At 71.1% G+C, this 13,660-nt stretch carries 15 protein-coding genes and 1 pseudogene; 15 read left to right on the forward strand and 1 reads right to left on the reverse strand.

What is annotated here, in order from left to right; translation table 11 throughout:
- The first annotated feature begins 119 nt into the window (after window positions 1–119).
- From dop to prcA, 5 genes and pseudogenes are all read left to right on the forward strand, one after another.
- Entirely contained in the window at window positions 120–1,631 is a 1,512-nt protein-coding gene (dop, locus tag KME66_RS28625; protein ID WP_216327491.1) for a depupylase/deamidase Dop, read from the forward strand.
- Between the two features lie 129 nt (window positions 1,632–1,760).
- Entirely contained in the window at window positions 1,761–1,979 is a 219-nt protein-coding gene (locus KME66_RS28630) for a ubiquitin-like protein Pup (RefSeq protein ID WP_003970166.1), read from the forward strand.
- Window positions 1,980–2,087: 108 nt separating this feature from the next.
- A pseudogene (locus KME66_RS34235) lies at window positions 2,088–2,274 on the forward strand (endonuclease domain-containing protein); the annotation flags it as partial.
- Window positions 2,226–3,071 (forward strand): proteasome subunit beta, encoded by an 846-nt coding sequence (gene prcB, locus KME66_RS28635; RefSeq protein ID WP_073222063.1) that lies wholly within the window; start codon window positions 2,226–2,228, stop codon window positions 3,069–3,071. The pseudogene KME66_RS34235 and the gene prcB, both read left to right, overlap by 49 nt.
- 59 nt (window positions 3,072–3,130) lie before the next feature.
- Entirely contained in the window at window positions 3,131–3,931 is an 801-nt protein-coding gene (gene prcA / locus KME66_RS28640) for a proteasome subunit alpha (protein ID WP_216327496.1), read from the forward strand.
- Window positions 3,932–3,977: 46 nt separating this feature from the next.
- Here prcA and KME66_RS28645 read toward each other — a convergent pair whose 3' ends face one another.
- Entirely contained in the window at window positions 3,978–5,012 is a 1,035-nt protein-coding gene (locus KME66_RS28645; RefSeq protein ID WP_216327499.1) for a LacI family DNA-binding transcriptional regulator, read from the reverse strand.
- Window positions 5,013–5,147: 135 nt separating this feature from the next.
- Between KME66_RS28645 and KME66_RS28650 the strand changes: the two genes are divergently transcribed.
- The 10 genes from KME66_RS28650 to tatC all read left to right on the forward strand — a co-directional run bounded on the left by KME66_RS28650 (window position 5,148) and on the right by tatC (window position 13,656).
- Window positions 5,148–6,407, forward strand: a complete 1,260-nt coding sequence (locus tag KME66_RS28650) for an MFS transporter (RefSeq protein WP_073222074.1) — start codon at window positions 5,148–5,150, stop codon at window positions 6,405–6,407.
- Between the two features lie 9 nt (window positions 6,408–6,416).
- Window positions 6,417–7,778 carry a Pup--protein ligase gene (gene pafA / locus KME66_RS28655; protein ID WP_073222078.1) on the forward strand — a complete coding sequence of 454 codons (1,362 nt, stop codon included), beginning with the start codon at window positions 6,417–6,419 and terminating at the stop codon, window positions 7,776–7,778.
- Window positions 7,779–7,931: 153 nt separating this feature from the next.
- Window positions 7,932–8,912, forward strand: a complete 981-nt coding sequence (locus tag KME66_RS28660; RefSeq protein WP_216327502.1) for an FKBP-type peptidyl-prolyl cis-trans isomerase — start codon at window positions 7,932–7,934, stop codon at window positions 8,910–8,912.
- A gap of 84 nt (window positions 8,913–8,996) precedes the next feature.
- Window positions 8,997–9,368, forward strand: a complete 372-nt coding sequence (locus KME66_RS28665; RefSeq protein WP_006123371.1) for an FKBP-type peptidyl-prolyl cis-trans isomerase — start codon at window positions 8,997–8,999, stop codon at window positions 9,366–9,368.
- Between the two features lie 161 nt (window positions 9,369–9,529).
- Window positions 9,530–10,483, forward strand: coding sequence for a YafY family protein (locus tag KME66_RS28670; RefSeq protein WP_216327520.1), 954 nt, complete (start codon window positions 9,530–9,532; stop codon window positions 10,481–10,483).
- A 13-nt stretch (window positions 10,484–10,496) separates the two neighbouring features.
- Window positions 10,497–11,453 (forward strand): YafY family protein, encoded by a 957-nt coding sequence (locus KME66_RS28675; RefSeq protein WP_073222088.1) that lies wholly within the window; start codon window positions 10,497–10,499, stop codon window positions 11,451–11,453.
- A 22-nt stretch (window positions 11,454–11,475) separates the two neighbouring features.
- Window positions 11,476–11,814 (forward strand): hypothetical protein, encoded by a 339-nt coding sequence (locus tag KME66_RS28680; protein WP_216327522.1) that lies wholly within the window; start codon window positions 11,476–11,478, stop codon window positions 11,812–11,814.
- A gap of 65 nt (window positions 11,815–11,879) precedes the next feature.
- On the forward strand, window positions 11,880–12,077 hold the full coding sequence (locus KME66_RS28685) for a hypothetical protein (RefSeq protein ID WP_069738798.1): 198 nt from the start codon (window positions 11,880–11,882) through the stop codon (window positions 12,075–12,077).
- A 267-nt stretch (window positions 12,078–12,344) separates the two neighbouring features.
- Window positions 12,345–12,641, forward strand: coding sequence for a Sec-independent protein translocase subunit TatA (tatA, locus tag KME66_RS28690; protein ID WP_216327525.1), 297 nt, complete (start codon window positions 12,345–12,347; stop codon window positions 12,639–12,641).
- Between the two features lie 49 nt (window positions 12,642–12,690).
- Window positions 12,691–13,656 (forward strand): twin-arginine translocase subunit TatC, encoded by a 966-nt coding sequence (tatC, locus tag KME66_RS28695; protein WP_216327528.1) that lies wholly within the window; start codon window positions 12,691–12,693, stop codon window positions 13,654–13,656.
- Window positions 13,657–13,660 lie beyond the last annotated feature (4 nt).

Below are 13,660 nucleotides of genomic sequence, written 5' to 3' on the forward strand. Positions count from 1 at the left end.
GCTCTGCGGTACCGCCGAGTCGCGCAGTGCGGTGACGGGCACCGCACGGACGCACCGGACACAGCAGCGGTACGTGAGCGTCGCTCCGGGAGGAGCCGACGCCGGGCAAGGAGGGCCGCATGACCGTACGGCGAGTAATGGGCATCGAGACGGAGTACGGGATCTCCGTCCCCGGTCACCCCAACGCCAATGCCATGCTCACCTCGTCCCAGATCGTCAACGCCTACGCGGCGGCGATGCACCGGGCGCGACGCGCCCGCTGGGACTTCGAGGAGGAGAACCCGCTGCGTGACGCGCGAGGCTTCGACCTCGCCCGTGAGACCGCCGACTCCAGCCAGCTCACCGACGAGGACATCGGCCTGGCCAATGTCATCCTCACCAACGGCGCCCGGCTCTACGTCGACCACGCGCACCCCGAATACAGTTCCCCGGAGATCACCAATCCGCGCGACGCGGTGCTCTGGGACAAGGCCGGCGAACGGATCATGGCCGAGGCCGCCGAGCGGGCGGCCGCCATCCCCGGCGCCCAGCCGATCCACCTCTACAAGAACAACACCGACAACAAGGGCGCCTCCTACGGCACGCACGAGAACTACCTCATGCAGCGGGAGACGCCGTTCTCGGACATCGTGCGCCATCTGACGCCGTTCTTCGTCTCGCGCCAGGTCGTCACGGGCGCGGGCCGGGTCGGCATCGGGCAGGACGGGAACGAGCACGGGTTCCAGATCAGCCAGCGCGCCGACTACTTCGAGGTCGAGGTCGGACTGGAGACCACGCTCAAGCGCCCCATCATCAACACCCGGGACGAGCCCCACTCCGACGCCGAGAAGTACCGCCGGCTCCATGTGATCATCGGCGACGCCAACCTCTCGGAGATCTCCACCTACCTCAAGCTCGGCACCACGTCCCTGGTGCTGTCGATGATCGAGGACGCGTTCATCACCGTCGACCTCGCGGTCGACCAGCCCGTGCGGACCCTGCACCAGGTCTCCCACGACCCGGAGCTGCGGCAGCTGATCACGCTCCGCAGCGGCCGGACACTCACCGCGGTCCAGCTCCAGATGGAGTACTTCGAGCTGGCGCGCAAATACGTCGACGAGCGGTACGGCGCCGACGCCGACGAGCAGACCAAGGACATCCTGACCCGCTGGGAGGACACCCTCAACCGGCTGGAGACCGATCCGATGAGCCTGTCGGGGGAGCTGGACTGGATCGCCAAGCGGGAGCTCATGGAGGGCTACCGCCGCCGCGACGCGCTGGACTGGGACGCCCCCCGGCTGCATCTGGTGGACCTCCAGTACGCCGACGTACGGCCCGACAAGGGCCTCTACAACCGTCTGGTGGCACGCGGGAAGATGAAGCGCCTGCTGGTCGAGGAGCAGGTCACCAGGGCCCGTACGGCGCCTCCGGAGGACACCAGGGCCTATTTCCGGGGCCGCTGTCTGGAGCAGTACGCCGACGATGTGGCGGCGGCCTCCTGGGACTCGGTGATCTTCGACCTCCCGGACCGCGACTCGCTCCAGCGGGTGCCCACCCTGGAGCCGCTGCGCGGGACCAGGGAGCACGTGAAGGACCTCCTCGACCGCTGCCGTACGGCGGACGAGCTGGTCCGGACGCTGTCGGGCGGCTGAAAGGCCTCCGGGCTGGGAATCAATCACCTGAGGCACGGGCTTGCACCAACTACCGGGCCAAATGTCGGACCCGGTGGGTAGGGTCTGATCAAGAGCTTCGATTGCTTCGAACCGAGCGGGGTGAGCTACATGGCGACCAAGGACACCGGCGGCGGACAGCAGAAGGCGACACGTTCCACCGAGGAGGTCGAGGAGCAGGCGCAGGACGCGCAGGCGTCCGAGGACCTCGCGGAGCGACAGGAGAAGCTGAGCGACGACGTCGACTCGGTGCTGGACGAGATCGACGACGTGCTCGAGGAGAACGCCGAGGACTTCGTACGGTCGTTCGTCCAGAAGGGTGGACAGTAGTCCACGGATGTGAACGCCTGACGGGGAGCGGGGTGACGGCGTCGGCCGTCACCCCGCTCGCCGACCGGGCCCGGCCCGCGGGCCGCCGGATCGGCACGGATATACCTCGCCGAACATGTGGATCACTCCCGCGGGGCGGGTAGGGTCCGTGGCACAAGCCGCATCAACTGCAATTCGGCCATCGGCAAGTTGGGGGATGATCCTGACTCTCTTGCGCAGGGCCATCGCATACCTGGAGGGAAACGCGTGGAAGCCAACACTCGTAGCACCGGGCGTCTACCAGCTGCCTTCCTGACGCCGGGTTCGTCCTCGTTCATGGACTTCCTGTCCGACCAGTCGCCCGAGATGCTCCCGGGCAACCGCAGCCTGCCGCCGCTCCAGGGGGCCGTCGAGGCGCCGCACGGGACGACCATCGTCGCCGCGTCCTTCCCCGGTGGCGTGGTCCTGGCCGGCGACCGGCGCGCCACCATGGGCAACATGATCGCGCAGCGCGACATCGAGAAGGTCTTCCCGGCCGACGAGTACTCCGCGGTGGGCATCGCGGGCACCGCCGGACTGGCCGTGGAGATGGTCAAGCTCTTCCAGCTGGAGCTGGAGCACTTCGAGAAGGTCGAGGGCGCCCAGCTCTCCCTGGAGGGCAAGGCCAACCGGCTCTCCACCATGATCCGCTCCAACCTCGCCATGGCCATGCAGGGCCTCGCCGTGGTCCCCCTCTTCGCGGGCTACGACATCGACCGCGACAAGGGCCGCATCTTCTCCTACGACGTCACCGGCGGCCGCTCCGAGGAGACCGGCTACGCCGCCACCGGCTCCGGGTCGATCTTCGCCCGCGGCTCGATGAAGAAGCTCTACCGGGAGGACCTGACGCAGGAGCAGGCCCTCACCCTGGTCGTGCAGGCGCTGTACGACGCGGCCGACGACGACTCGGCGACCGGAGGCCCGGACGTGGCCCGCCGCATCTATCCGATCGTCACCGTCATCACCGACGAAGGCTTCCGGAGGCTGACCGACCAGGAGTCCTCCGAGATCGCGCGCTCCATCCTGGAACGCCGACTGGAGCAGCCCGACGGCCCGCGCGCCGCGCTGCTCTGACCCGGACTCCGAGCCTTTTTCCGATGCACTCGTCACTGACAGGAAGGGACGGATAGCCGGTGTCGACGCCGTTCTATGTCTCACCCCAGCAGGCCATGGCCGACCGGGCGGAGTACGCCCGCAAGGGCATCGCCCGTGGTCGCAGCCTCGTTGTGCTGCAGTACGCCGACGGCATTGTGTTCGTCGGCGAGAACCCGTCCCGCGCGCTCCACAAGTTCAGCGAGATCTACGACCGGATCGGTTTCGCCGCCGCCGGCAAGTACAACGAGTACGAGAACCTCCGCATCGGCGGGGTGCGCTACGCCGATCTGCGCGGATACACCTACGACCGGGACGATGTGACGGCCCGTGGGCTGGCCAACGTCTACGCCCAGACGCTCGGCACCATCTTCTCCAGCGCGGCCGAGAAGCCGTACGAGGTGGAGCTGGTGGTCGCCGAGGTCGGCAGTGACCCCGAGGGCGACCAGATCTACCGGCTGCCGCACGACGGATCGATCGTGGACGAGCACGGCTCGGTCGCGGTCGGCGGCAACTCCGAACAGATCAGCTCCTTCCTCGACCAGCGCCACCGCGACGGCATGACGCTCGCCGAAGCGCTCAAGCTGGCCGTCCAGGCCCTCTCGCGGGAGCCGGGAGGCGGCGAGCGGGAGATCCCCGCGGAGCGCCTGGAGGTCGCGGTCCTGGACCGCACCCGTCCCCAGCAGCGCAAGTTCAAGCGGATCGTCGGTCGTCAGCTCGCCCGGCTGCTGGAGGCGGAAGCCGCGGCCGCCACACCCACGGACGCCCCGTCCGACGCCGAGGACGGCTCCGACACCGGCACCGGCGGCGCCTCCGGCTCCACGGAGGGGACCGACGCGTAACCGGTCGTGAATCGACAGGCCCCCGGGCTGCGGCCCGGGGGCACCGTCATGTCCGGGCGGCGGGCGGCGGCGCCGTGGAGCCGCGGACGGCGAGCCGGACCGGCAGAACGCCCTGCCCGGCGGGGCGGCCGCCCAGCACGGCGAGCAGCGCCTCCATGCCCCGCTCCCCGACCTGCTCCGCCGGCAGCCGCACGGTGGTCAGCTCCGGCTCCAGGGCGGTCGCCAGCGCCAGGTCGTCGAACCCGGTCACCGACAGCTCGTCCGGCACGCGCAGCCCGAGCCTGCGGGCCGCCTTGCAGGCTCCGGCGGCCAGGATGTCGTCGTCGCAGACGATCGCGGTGGGCCGCTCCCCGGTGACCGCCAGCGCCCGCTCGGCCGCCTCGCGCCCCGCCCCCACGTCCAGCGGGGCCCGTACCGTGCGCACCGTCGCGTCCCCCGCCGCCTCCAGCGCGCCGTGCAGGGCCTCGGCGCGCACCGCGAACGTCCAGGTGTCCACGGCGGACGCCAGATGCAGGAAACGACGGTGGCCGAGCCCCAGCAGATGGGCCGTCACCTGCCGCATCCCCTCCGCGATGTCGAGGTTCACATGGGCGGCCGGCCCGGTGTCCGAGGGATCGCTGTCCAGCATCACCAGCGGCAGATCCGCCCCGTGCAGCGCGTCCAGGGCGTCGGCGGCCATCGAGGACGCGATGACCCCGTCGAGGGCCGCGCGGGCCGAGGCGAAGGGGTCCCGGGCCGGGCCCGTGCCGTCCGGTGAGGGATAGAGCACCACGCCGAAGTCGTGCTCGGCGGCGAGCGCCGCCGCCCCCGCGTACACCCGGGCGAAGAACTCGTTGGTGAGCGCCGGGACCACCAGCAGCGCCGTCCTGGTGCGGCCGAGCCGCAGACTGCGGGCCGCCAGGTTGGGCCGGTAGCCGAGCTCCGCGGCGGCGTCCCTCACCCGCTGGGCCGTGACCTCCGACACCCGGCCGGGCCACTTGCCGCCCAGGACCAGGGAGACCGTCGCCTGGGAGACGCCCGCCGCCCGGCCCACGTCACGACTGGTGGGCCGGGCGGGGCCGGGCTGCTGCGCGCTGGTCACTCGTGCCTCCGTGCGGGACGTCGTGGTGGCGACGCGGGGTGGACCCGCGAACTGCGCACATGGTACGTATGGGCCTCGACGTTATACGTAACACTTCGGCGGGCGCGGGGCCGGCCGGGGCGGAGAGGGGCGGGAATGGCCGCGGGATATCTGGACATCCTCCGGGCGCGGCATGCCGCCCGGCTGCTGACGGGCACCCTGGTGGGGCGGCTGCCGAACGGCACCGCGCACATCGCGATCGTGCTGTTCGTCCGCGCGGAGGGCGGCAGCTACACTCTGGCCGGCGCGCTCGCCGCCGCGTACGGCCTGGCCACCGCCGTCGGGCAGCCGCTGCTCGGCCGCGCGGTCGACCTGTACGGGCAGCCGCGCGTCCAGCTCCCGGCCGCCGTGCTCTCCGCGCTCGGGATGGCCCTGCTGGCCCTCGCCGGCCTCGGCTCGCTCCCGCTGGCCTACCTGGCCGTCATCGTCGCCGGAGTCGCCACACCGCCCCTGGAGGGCGGCCTGCGGGCCCTGTGGCCCAGCGTCCTCGAGGGGGAGGGCCAGGTGCACCGGGCGTACGCGATGGACGCCGTGGCGCAGGAGATCATGTTCACCGTCGGACCGCTCCTGGTGACGCTGCTCGTCTCGCTCTGGTCCCCGGCCGCCGCCCTGCTCGTCATCAACGCCATCGGCGTCCTCGGCGCCCTCTCGGTCGTCCTGTCCGAGCCCTCGCGCACCTGGCGCTCCGCGCCCCGCGAGGCGCACTGGCTCGGCGCGCTGCGCTCACCCGGACTCCTCGCGCTCCTCGGCGCGTTCTTCTTCGTCGGACTCGCCCTCGGCTCCATCACCGTGGCCGGGGTGGCGTACGCCGACGACCACGGGCGGGAGGCGGTGTACGGCTGGCTGATGGCCGCGCTCGGCCTCGGCGCGCTGATCGGCGGACTGGCCTACGGGGCGCGGCAGTGGGCCGGCGCCCCGGAGAAGCGGCTGAGGGTCGTCGTCGGACTGCTGGCGCTGGGCTATCTGCCGCTGACGCTCACCCCCTCGGTGCCGCTCATGACCGCCCTCGCCGCCCTCGCCGGGGTCTTCCTCGCCCCGGCCATCGCCTGCTCCTTCATCGTGGTCGACCGGCACGCCCCGCGCGGCACGGTGACGGAGGCGTTCTCCTGGCTCGTCACCACGTTCGGCGTAGGCGCCGCGGCCGGCACGGCCGTCGCCGGACCGGCCGTCGAACTCGGCTCGACCGCCTGGAGCTTCGCCGTCGCGGGGGCCGGGGGAGTGGCCGCCCTGGTCGTCCTGCTGGCCACCGGGAAGGTCCTCGCGGCCCCCGTCCGCACCGCCGCCGTCGTGACGGGATCGGAAAATGATCGAAACGGTGCCGTCGAACCCGGTTTCAGCTCGGGCCACAAGGCGTAATGTTCAGTCATGGACCGCCGCATTTTCGGGCTGGAGAACGAGTACGGCGTCACGTGCACGTTCAGGGGACAGCGCCGACTGTCACCTGACGAAGTGGCGCGCTACCTCTTCCGCCGTGTCGTGTCATGGGGCCGCAGCAGCAACGTCTTTCTGCGGAACGGCGCCCGCCTCTACCTCGATGTGGGATCGCATCCGGAATACGCAACCCCGGAATGCGACAACGTGACCGAACTGGTCACCCACGACAAGGCGGGCGAGCGCATTCTCGAAGGCCTGCTCGTCGACGCCGAACGCCGCCTGCACGAGGAGGGAATCGCGGGCGACGTCTATCTCTTCAAGAACAACACCGACTCGGCGGGAAACTCCTACGGCTGCCACGAGAACTACCTCGTGGCCCGGCACGGAGAATTCTCCCGGCTCGCGGACATCCTCATTCCGTTCCTCGTCACCAGGCAGCTGATCTGCGGCGCCGGCAAGGTGCTCCAGACCCCGCGCGGCGCGGTCTACTGCGTCAGCCAGCGTGCCGAGCACATCTGGGAGGGCGTCAGCTCCGCGACGACGCGCTCCCGGCCGATCATCAACACCCGCGACGAACCCCACGCCGACGCCGAGCGGTACCGCCGCCTCCACGTCATCGTCGGTGACTCGAACATGTCCGAGACGACCATGCTGCTCAAGGTCGGCGCCACCGACCTGGTGCTCCGCATGATCGAGGCGGGCACCGTGATGCGGGACCTGACCCTGGAGAACCCGATCCGGGCGATCCGCGAGGTCAGCCACGACCTCACCGGACAGCGCAAGGTGCGCCTCGCCAGCGGCCGGGAGGCCTCGGCCATCGAGGTCCAGCGGGAGTACTACGAGAAGGCCGTGGACTTCGTCGAGCGCCGGGGGATCCGCACCGGCACCGTCGACCAGGTCCTGGAGCTGTGGGGCCGCGCCCTGGACGCGATCGAGGCGCAGGACCTCGACCGGATCGACACCGAGATCGACTGGGTCATGAAGTACAAGCTCATCGAGCGGTACCGGGCCAAGCACAACATGACCATGTCGAACCCGCGGGTCGCCCAGATAGACCTCGCCTACCACGACATCCACCGCCGGCGCGGTCTCTTCTACCTCCTGGAGAAGAAGGGACAGGCGGCCCGCATCTGCAACGACCTGAAGATCTTCGAGGGCAAGTCGGTGCCCCCGCAGACCACCCGGGCGCGGCTGCGCGGCGACTTCATCCGCCGGGCCCAGGAACAGCGCAGGGACTTCACCGTCGACTGGGTCCACCTCAAGCTCAACGACCAGGCGCAGCGGACGGTGCTGTGCAAGGACCCGTTCCGTTCCGTCGACGAGCGGGTGGAGAAGCTGATCGCCGGCATGTGACGGGCCCGCCCGCACGGGGCTCGTGGGAAAAAGGACGCATTGTACGCCGGGGCCGTGGGTCCCGGCGTACAGCCGTGTCGGTACCCGTGTTGCCGTTGGGGCGAAGTCGTAGAGTGGCGGGAGTGCCCGGAGCCCCCTAAGCGAGTTGGACTGATGATCCCCACGAAAACTGCCCGGCGTGTCGCCGCCGTACTGGCTGTGCCCGCTCTGCTGATCACCGCCGCCTGCGGTTCCGATTCCGAGGACGACGCAGCACCGAAGAACTCGGGGCCCGTCGCCGAGGTCTCCGGGAAGTTCGGCGCCGAGCCCAAGATCGAGATCGCCAAGGACGCCAAGGTCTCCGACGAGGTCGTCGCGAGCGACGTCTCGACCGGTGACGGCGCCGAGGTGAAGAAGGGCGACATCGTCCGCCTGGACTTCGCCGGCAACATCGAGGCGCTCGGTTCCACCTGGGCGGAGCGGCAGGGCGCCGACCCGGAGGCCCCCCGCGCCCAGGTCGTGCAGGAGGTCGGCCAGCAGGGGCAGATGCTGCCGACCAAGGTCGCGGACGCGCTGGCCGGCCACAAGGTCGGCAGCCGGGTGCAGGTCGAAGGCACGGCCGAGGCGATCGTCGGCGAGCAGCTGAACCCGCAGTCCGGGATCAAGCCCAGCGACCCGCTGGTCTGGGTCGTCGACATCGTCAACGCCAAGAAGGTCGACAAGAAGGGCGAGGCCAAGGGCGACCAGGCCGCGAGCGAGGCCGGTATGCCCGAGGTGAAGGCCGCCTCGCAGAAGGCCGCGACCATCACCATTCCCAAGGGGGAGAAGGCCCCGAAGGACCTCAAGGAGCAGGTGCTCATCAAGGGCGACGGCGCCGAGGTCAAGGCCGGCGAAGGGCTGGTCGTCCAGTACACCGGGGTGAAGTGGGAGGACGGCGAGAAGTTCGACTCCTCCTGGGACCACGGCGGCGCGAGCGCCTTCCCCATCGGCGTCGGCGGCGTCATCCAGGGCTGGGACAAGGGTCTGGTCGGCAAGCACGTCGGCGACCGCGTCCTGCTGACCATCCCGCCCAACCAGGCCTACGGAGCCGACCCCTCCAACCAGCTGGCCAAGAACAACCTGGTCTTCGTGGTCGACATCCTCGGCACGGTCTGAGACACCCCCGGCGACGTCCGGCGGGCGCGCGGACCCGTGCGAGACTTGTGGGGCTTTCCCCAAGATTCTTTTAGGAGCAGTTCAGTGAGCATCGAGAAGCCCGAGGTCGACTTCCCGGGCGGCGAGCCGCCGGCCGATCTGGAGATCAAGGACATCTGGGAGGGCGACGGCCCGGTCGCCCAGGCGGGCCAGACCGTCTCCGTCCACTACGTGGGCGTCTCCTTCTCCACCGGCGAGGAGTTCGACGCCTCCTGGAACCGCGGCACCCCGCTGCAGTTCCAGCTCGGTGCCGGCCAGGTCATCTCCGGCTGGGACAAGGGCGTGCAGGGCATGAAGGTCGGCGGCCGCCGCCAGCTGACCATCCCCGCGCACCTCGCCTACGGCGACCGCGGCGCCGGCGGCAAGATCGCCCCCGGTGAGACGCTGATCTTCGTCTGCGACCTCGTCGCGGCCTGATCCGTTCCGCCGCACGCACCGAGGGCCTCCGCCGCACGGCGGGGGCCCTCGGCGCTCTGCGGCGGCCCCCCGGGCGCGCTCCGCGCGACAGCCCGGCTTTGGATCCCCACACCCCGGGGCGGTACGGTCGACCGTCGTAGAGCACCGGAGAAAGGGCGTCGATGGCGATTGCCAAGGCCGAGCGGTTGATGAACCTCGCGCTGTGCCTGCTGGGGACCCGGCGCCCCCTCAGTAAGCGCGAACTCCGCGGGTCCATCGAGGCCTACCTCGAAGCGGGCACCGACGACTCCTTCAACCGGATGTTCGAGCGCGACAAGGACGATCTGCGCGAGCTCGGACTCGTCATCGAGACCGTCGAGAACCTCGACGGCGACACCGGCTACCTCGCCCGCCGCGACAGCAACCGGCTGCCCCCCATCACTCTGGACGCCGAGGAGGCCGCCGCCCTCGGCCTCGCCGCCAAGGTCTGGCAGCAGGCCCGCCTCGCCGGGGCCGCCAGCGGCGCCCTGCAGAAGCTGCGCGCCGCCGGAATGCCCGAGGCCGAGGACGCCTACGAGGTCCACAGCGCCCTCGAACCCCGCATCCCCGTCCACGAGGCCGCCTTCGAGCCCCTCATGCTGGCCTGCCGCGACCGCCGCCCCGTCACCTTCGACTACCGCAAGGCCAACTCCGCCCGCGCCGAGCAGCGCCAGGTCGAACCCTGGACCCTGGAATGCTGGCGCGGCCACTGGTATCTGGCCGGCTGGGACCGCGAGCGGGGCGCCGAACGCGTCTTCCGGCTCTCCCGCATCACCGGCAGGGTCCGCTCCCGCGCCGGAGCCTTCAGCGCCGAGGTGCCCGACGTGGTCACCGTCCGCGAGACCGTCGAGAGCTGGGCCGGCGAGACCGCGACCCGCACCGCCCGGATCAGGCTCCGCGCCGGCGCCGGCTACCCGCTGCGCGCCCGTGCCACCGCCGTACGGGACCGCGGCGACGGCTGGGACGAGCTGGAGATCCCGTACGGACACGGACTCGACGCCTGGCTCGTCGAGTTCGGCCCGGACGTCGTCGTGGAGGAGCCCGCCGATCTGCGGGCCGATGTGGTGGACCGGCTCCGAGCCGTGGCCAAGGACTAGGGGAGCCGACACGATGGCCACGAACGCGATCGACCAGACCCGCCGGATGCTGTCCCTGGTGACGTATCTGCGCGAACGCCCCGGCGCCCACGTCCAGGACGTGGCGCGGGCCTTCGGGATCACCGAGGACGAGCTGATCTCCGACCTCGACGTCCTGCCCATGTGCGGCACCAGCTTCCGCGGCGGCGACCTCCTCGACATCGACACCGACGGCGACCGCATCTGGTGGCACAACCCGGACGACGTCGCCGCGCCCCTCCGGCTCGCCGCCGACGAGGCCACCGCGCTGCTCGTCGCCGCCCGCGCGGTCGCCACCCTGCCCGGCCTGCGCGAAAGCGACCGGGAGGCCCTCGTCCGTGCCACCGCCAAGCTGGAGACGGCCGCCGGCGAGTCCGGCGCGGCCAGCTCCCGGCTCTCGGTGACCTTCGAGGCCGAGGGCGGCGTCTTCGCCGACGTCGACCGGGCCATCTCCGAGCGCCGCCGGCTCTGGCTGCGCTACTACTCGCCCGCCCGCGACGAACTCACCGAGCGCGAGGTCGACCCGATCCGGCTCTTCGCCGTCGGCCACACCTACATGGAGGGCTGGTGCCGGCTCTCCGAGGCCCGCCGGACCTTCCGGCTCGACCGCGTCGCCGAGATCCGCCTCCTGGACGCCCCCGCCGCACCGCCCGAGCTGGAGCTGCGCGACCTGTCCGCCGGTCTGGTCCAGCCCGCCGCCGAGGACCCGGAGGTCGTGATCGAGGTCGGTACCGGCGGCCGCTGGGTCGCCGAGTACTACCCGCACGACCGTGCCGAGGAACTGCCCGACGGCGGTCTGCGCATCACCCTGCGCACCCCGGACCCGGCCTCGCTGCGCCGGCTCGCCCTGCGGCTCGGCGGCGACGGCCGCATCGTCACCCCGCCGGAGCTCGCGGACAGCGCCCGCGAGGCCGCCCGCGAGGCGCTCGCCGCCTACGAGGAAGCGGTCTGAGGGACCGGGGAGGGAGACGACGATGAACCGGACACCCCTGTTCCCGGCCGCCGCCGGAGTCCGCCCGGAGGCTCTGTCCGGCACCGAGATACGCGCGACGCCCGGCTCGGGCGCGGGCCCCGTCCCCGTGCCGGTCCCCGCCGCCGTACGGTTCCGGGCCGCCTGCCCCGACTGCCGCGGGCGCTTCGAACTGGCCGCCTCCGCGCTGCGCCTGGCGATCGGCGCCAGCCGCCGCACGACCTTCTACACCTTCACCTGCCCCGAGTGCGGCGCCTCGGTCCGCAAGCCCGCCGGCGAGCGCATCATCGAACTGCTCACCGGCGGCGGGGTACGGACCCTGCGCCTGCACACCGCCCGGTAGCGCCGACCGCAGCCCCCCGCCCGCCGGAAGCCCGCGACAAGCTCGCGGGAAGAGAGGCAGCCCGTATGTTCTGGCCCATGCTCGCCATCGCCCTCGGATTCCTGGGCATCGCCGTCCTCGGCGTCCTCGGCATCAAGGTCTTCGTCGAGGCGCGGCGTCTCGGCCGCCAGGTCACCGACACCACCGAGCGCATCAACCGGGCGTCGGAGGACCTGGAGCGGGCCGCCACCCGCCTCGCGGCCACCGGTGACGGCCTGCGCTAGCGCAGACCGTCGAGCGGCCGTACGCGGGCCGCGGCGGCAGCCCGACGACCGGCCCCGGGGCCTCATGCCCGACAGCACCGGGAGGTACGCTGCATGGGTCGGCCCAGGCAGGGAGGTGCGGGGCCGCAAGCCGGAGTACGCGCGGGCATTGCCTCGCGTTTACCCCCGCGGGTTACGATCGCTGCCAAGCGCAAGGATCGGACGTATGCCCGGTCGAACGGGTAGCGAGCCCACCCCCCAGCCGCCTCAGTGAGAAGGAAGTCGCACATGATCGGCAATCTGAAGCCCCTCGAGATCGTTCTGATCATCGCTGTCATCCTGCTGCTCTTCGGTGCCAAGAAGCTCCCCGACATGGCGCGCTCGCTCGGCAAGTCGGCCCGCATCCTCAAGAGCGAGGCCAAGGCGATGAAGAAGGACGACGCGGCCGCCGCGGCGCCCGCCGCGGAGACCACCGACGACACGGTCCCGCCGCAGTCCACCACCGCGCGCACCATCCAGGCCGCGCCGGGAGACGTCACCAGCTCCCGCCCGGTCAACGAGGCCAAGCCCACCACCCAGAGCTGACCGCTGACGCGCTCCGCCGACAGCCGCCGCACGAGACGAGGGAAGTGGGTTGCTCAAGTCTGCCCGCAAGCAGGAGAAGGACGACGAGGGGCGGATGCCCCTCCTCGATCACCTGCGTGAGCTGCGTAACCGGCTGCTGAAGGCCGTGCTGGCGATCGTCGTGGTGACGATCGTGGCGGCGTTCTTCCAGAAGGAGATCTACGATTTCCTGCTGCGCCCTCTGCTCGAGTCCGTCGGATGCAAGGACGGCGTGGTCGTCGCCGTCAACGGCAAGCCCTGCGCGCTGCTGAAGACCAACACCCTGCTGGCGCCGTTCACCAACGCGCTCAAGGTCGCCCTGATGTCCGGCGTGCTGCTCGCCACGCCGGTCTGGCTGTACCAGCTGTGGGCCTTCGTCGCCCCGGGACTGCACAAGGGCGAGAAGCGCTACGCCTACGCCTTCGCCGTGGTGGGCGCCCCCCTCTTCCTCTCCGGCGGCTACCTCGCCTACGCGATCCTGCCGCAGACCGCCGAGATCATGCTCGGGTTCAGCCCCGACAACGTCCAGAACCAGATCGAGCTCGACAGCTATCTGGATCTCCTGGTCCGCATGGTCCTCGTCTTCGGTCTCGCCTTCGAGCTGCCCCTGCTGCTCATCGCGCTGAACATGACCGGGGTCGTCACCGGCAAGCGGATGCTCGGCTGGTGGCGCGGCATGATCGTCGGCCTCACCGCCTTCGCGGCCATCGCGACCCCCGGCGGCGAACCGCTCTCCATGCTGCTCCTCGCCGGACCGCTCGCACTCCTCTACTTCGTCGCCGTCGGCTTCTCCCTGCTCAACGACAAGCGCCGCGACCGCAACAACCCCGACGCCGAGCTCGGCGACGACGAGGCCTCGCAGCTCGACCTGACGCCCGAGCCCGTCGGCCGCGTGGAGAACGTCTCGTCCTCCCGCCCCGCGGTGCCCGGCCAGGCCACCGGTGAGGCGGACGGGCCCGGATCGCAGCGGCTGAACGGTTACGACGACATCACCTGACCTT

It is taken from the genome of Streptomyces sp. YPW6 (assembly GCF_018866325.1).
Taxonomy (GTDB): Bacteria; Actinomycetota; Actinomycetes; order Streptomycetales; family Streptomycetaceae; genus Streptomyces.

What these genes read in the sequence shown, in the direction of transcription:
- KME66_RS28660 (WP_216327502.1), top strand. Translation starts at nt 7,932, where the DNA reads ATGATCCCCACGAAAACTGCCCGGCGTGTCGCCGCCGTACTGGCTGTG.
- KME66_RS28685 (WP_069738798.1), top strand. Translation starts at nt 11,880, where the DNA reads ATGTTCTGGCCCATGCTCGCCATCGCCCTCGGATTCCTGGGCATCGCC.
- tatA (WP_216327525.1), top strand. Translation starts at nt 12,345, where the DNA reads ATGATCGGCAATCTGAAGCCCCTCGAGATCGTTCTGATCATCGCTGTC.
- dop (WP_216327491.1), top strand. Translation starts at nt 120, where the DNA reads ATGACCGTACGGCGAGTAATGGGCATCGAGACGGAGTACGGGATCTCC.
- KME66_RS28630 (WP_003970166.1), top strand. Translation starts at nt 1,761, where the DNA reads ATGGCGACCAAGGACACCGGCGGCGGACAGCAGAAGGCGACACGTTCC.
- KME66_RS28675 (WP_073222088.1), top strand. Translation starts at nt 10,497, where the DNA reads ATGGCCACGAACGCGATCGACCAGACCCGCCGGATGCTGTCCCTGGTG.
- KME66_RS28650 (WP_073222074.1), top strand. Translation starts at nt 5,148, where the DNA reads ATGGCCGCGGGATATCTGGACATCCTCCGGGCGCGGCATGCCGCCCGG.
- pafA (WP_073222078.1), top strand. Translation starts at nt 6,417, where the DNA reads ATGGACCGCCGCATTTTCGGGCTGGAGAACGAGTACGGCGTCACGTGC.
- KME66_RS28670 (WP_216327520.1), top strand. Translation starts at nt 9,530, where the DNA reads ATGGCGATTGCCAAGGCCGAGCGGTTGATGAACCTCGCGCTGTGCCTG.
- KME66_RS28680 (WP_216327522.1), top strand. Translation starts at nt 11,476, where the DNA reads ATGAACCGGACACCCCTGTTCCCGGCCGCCGCCGGAGTCCGCCCGGAG.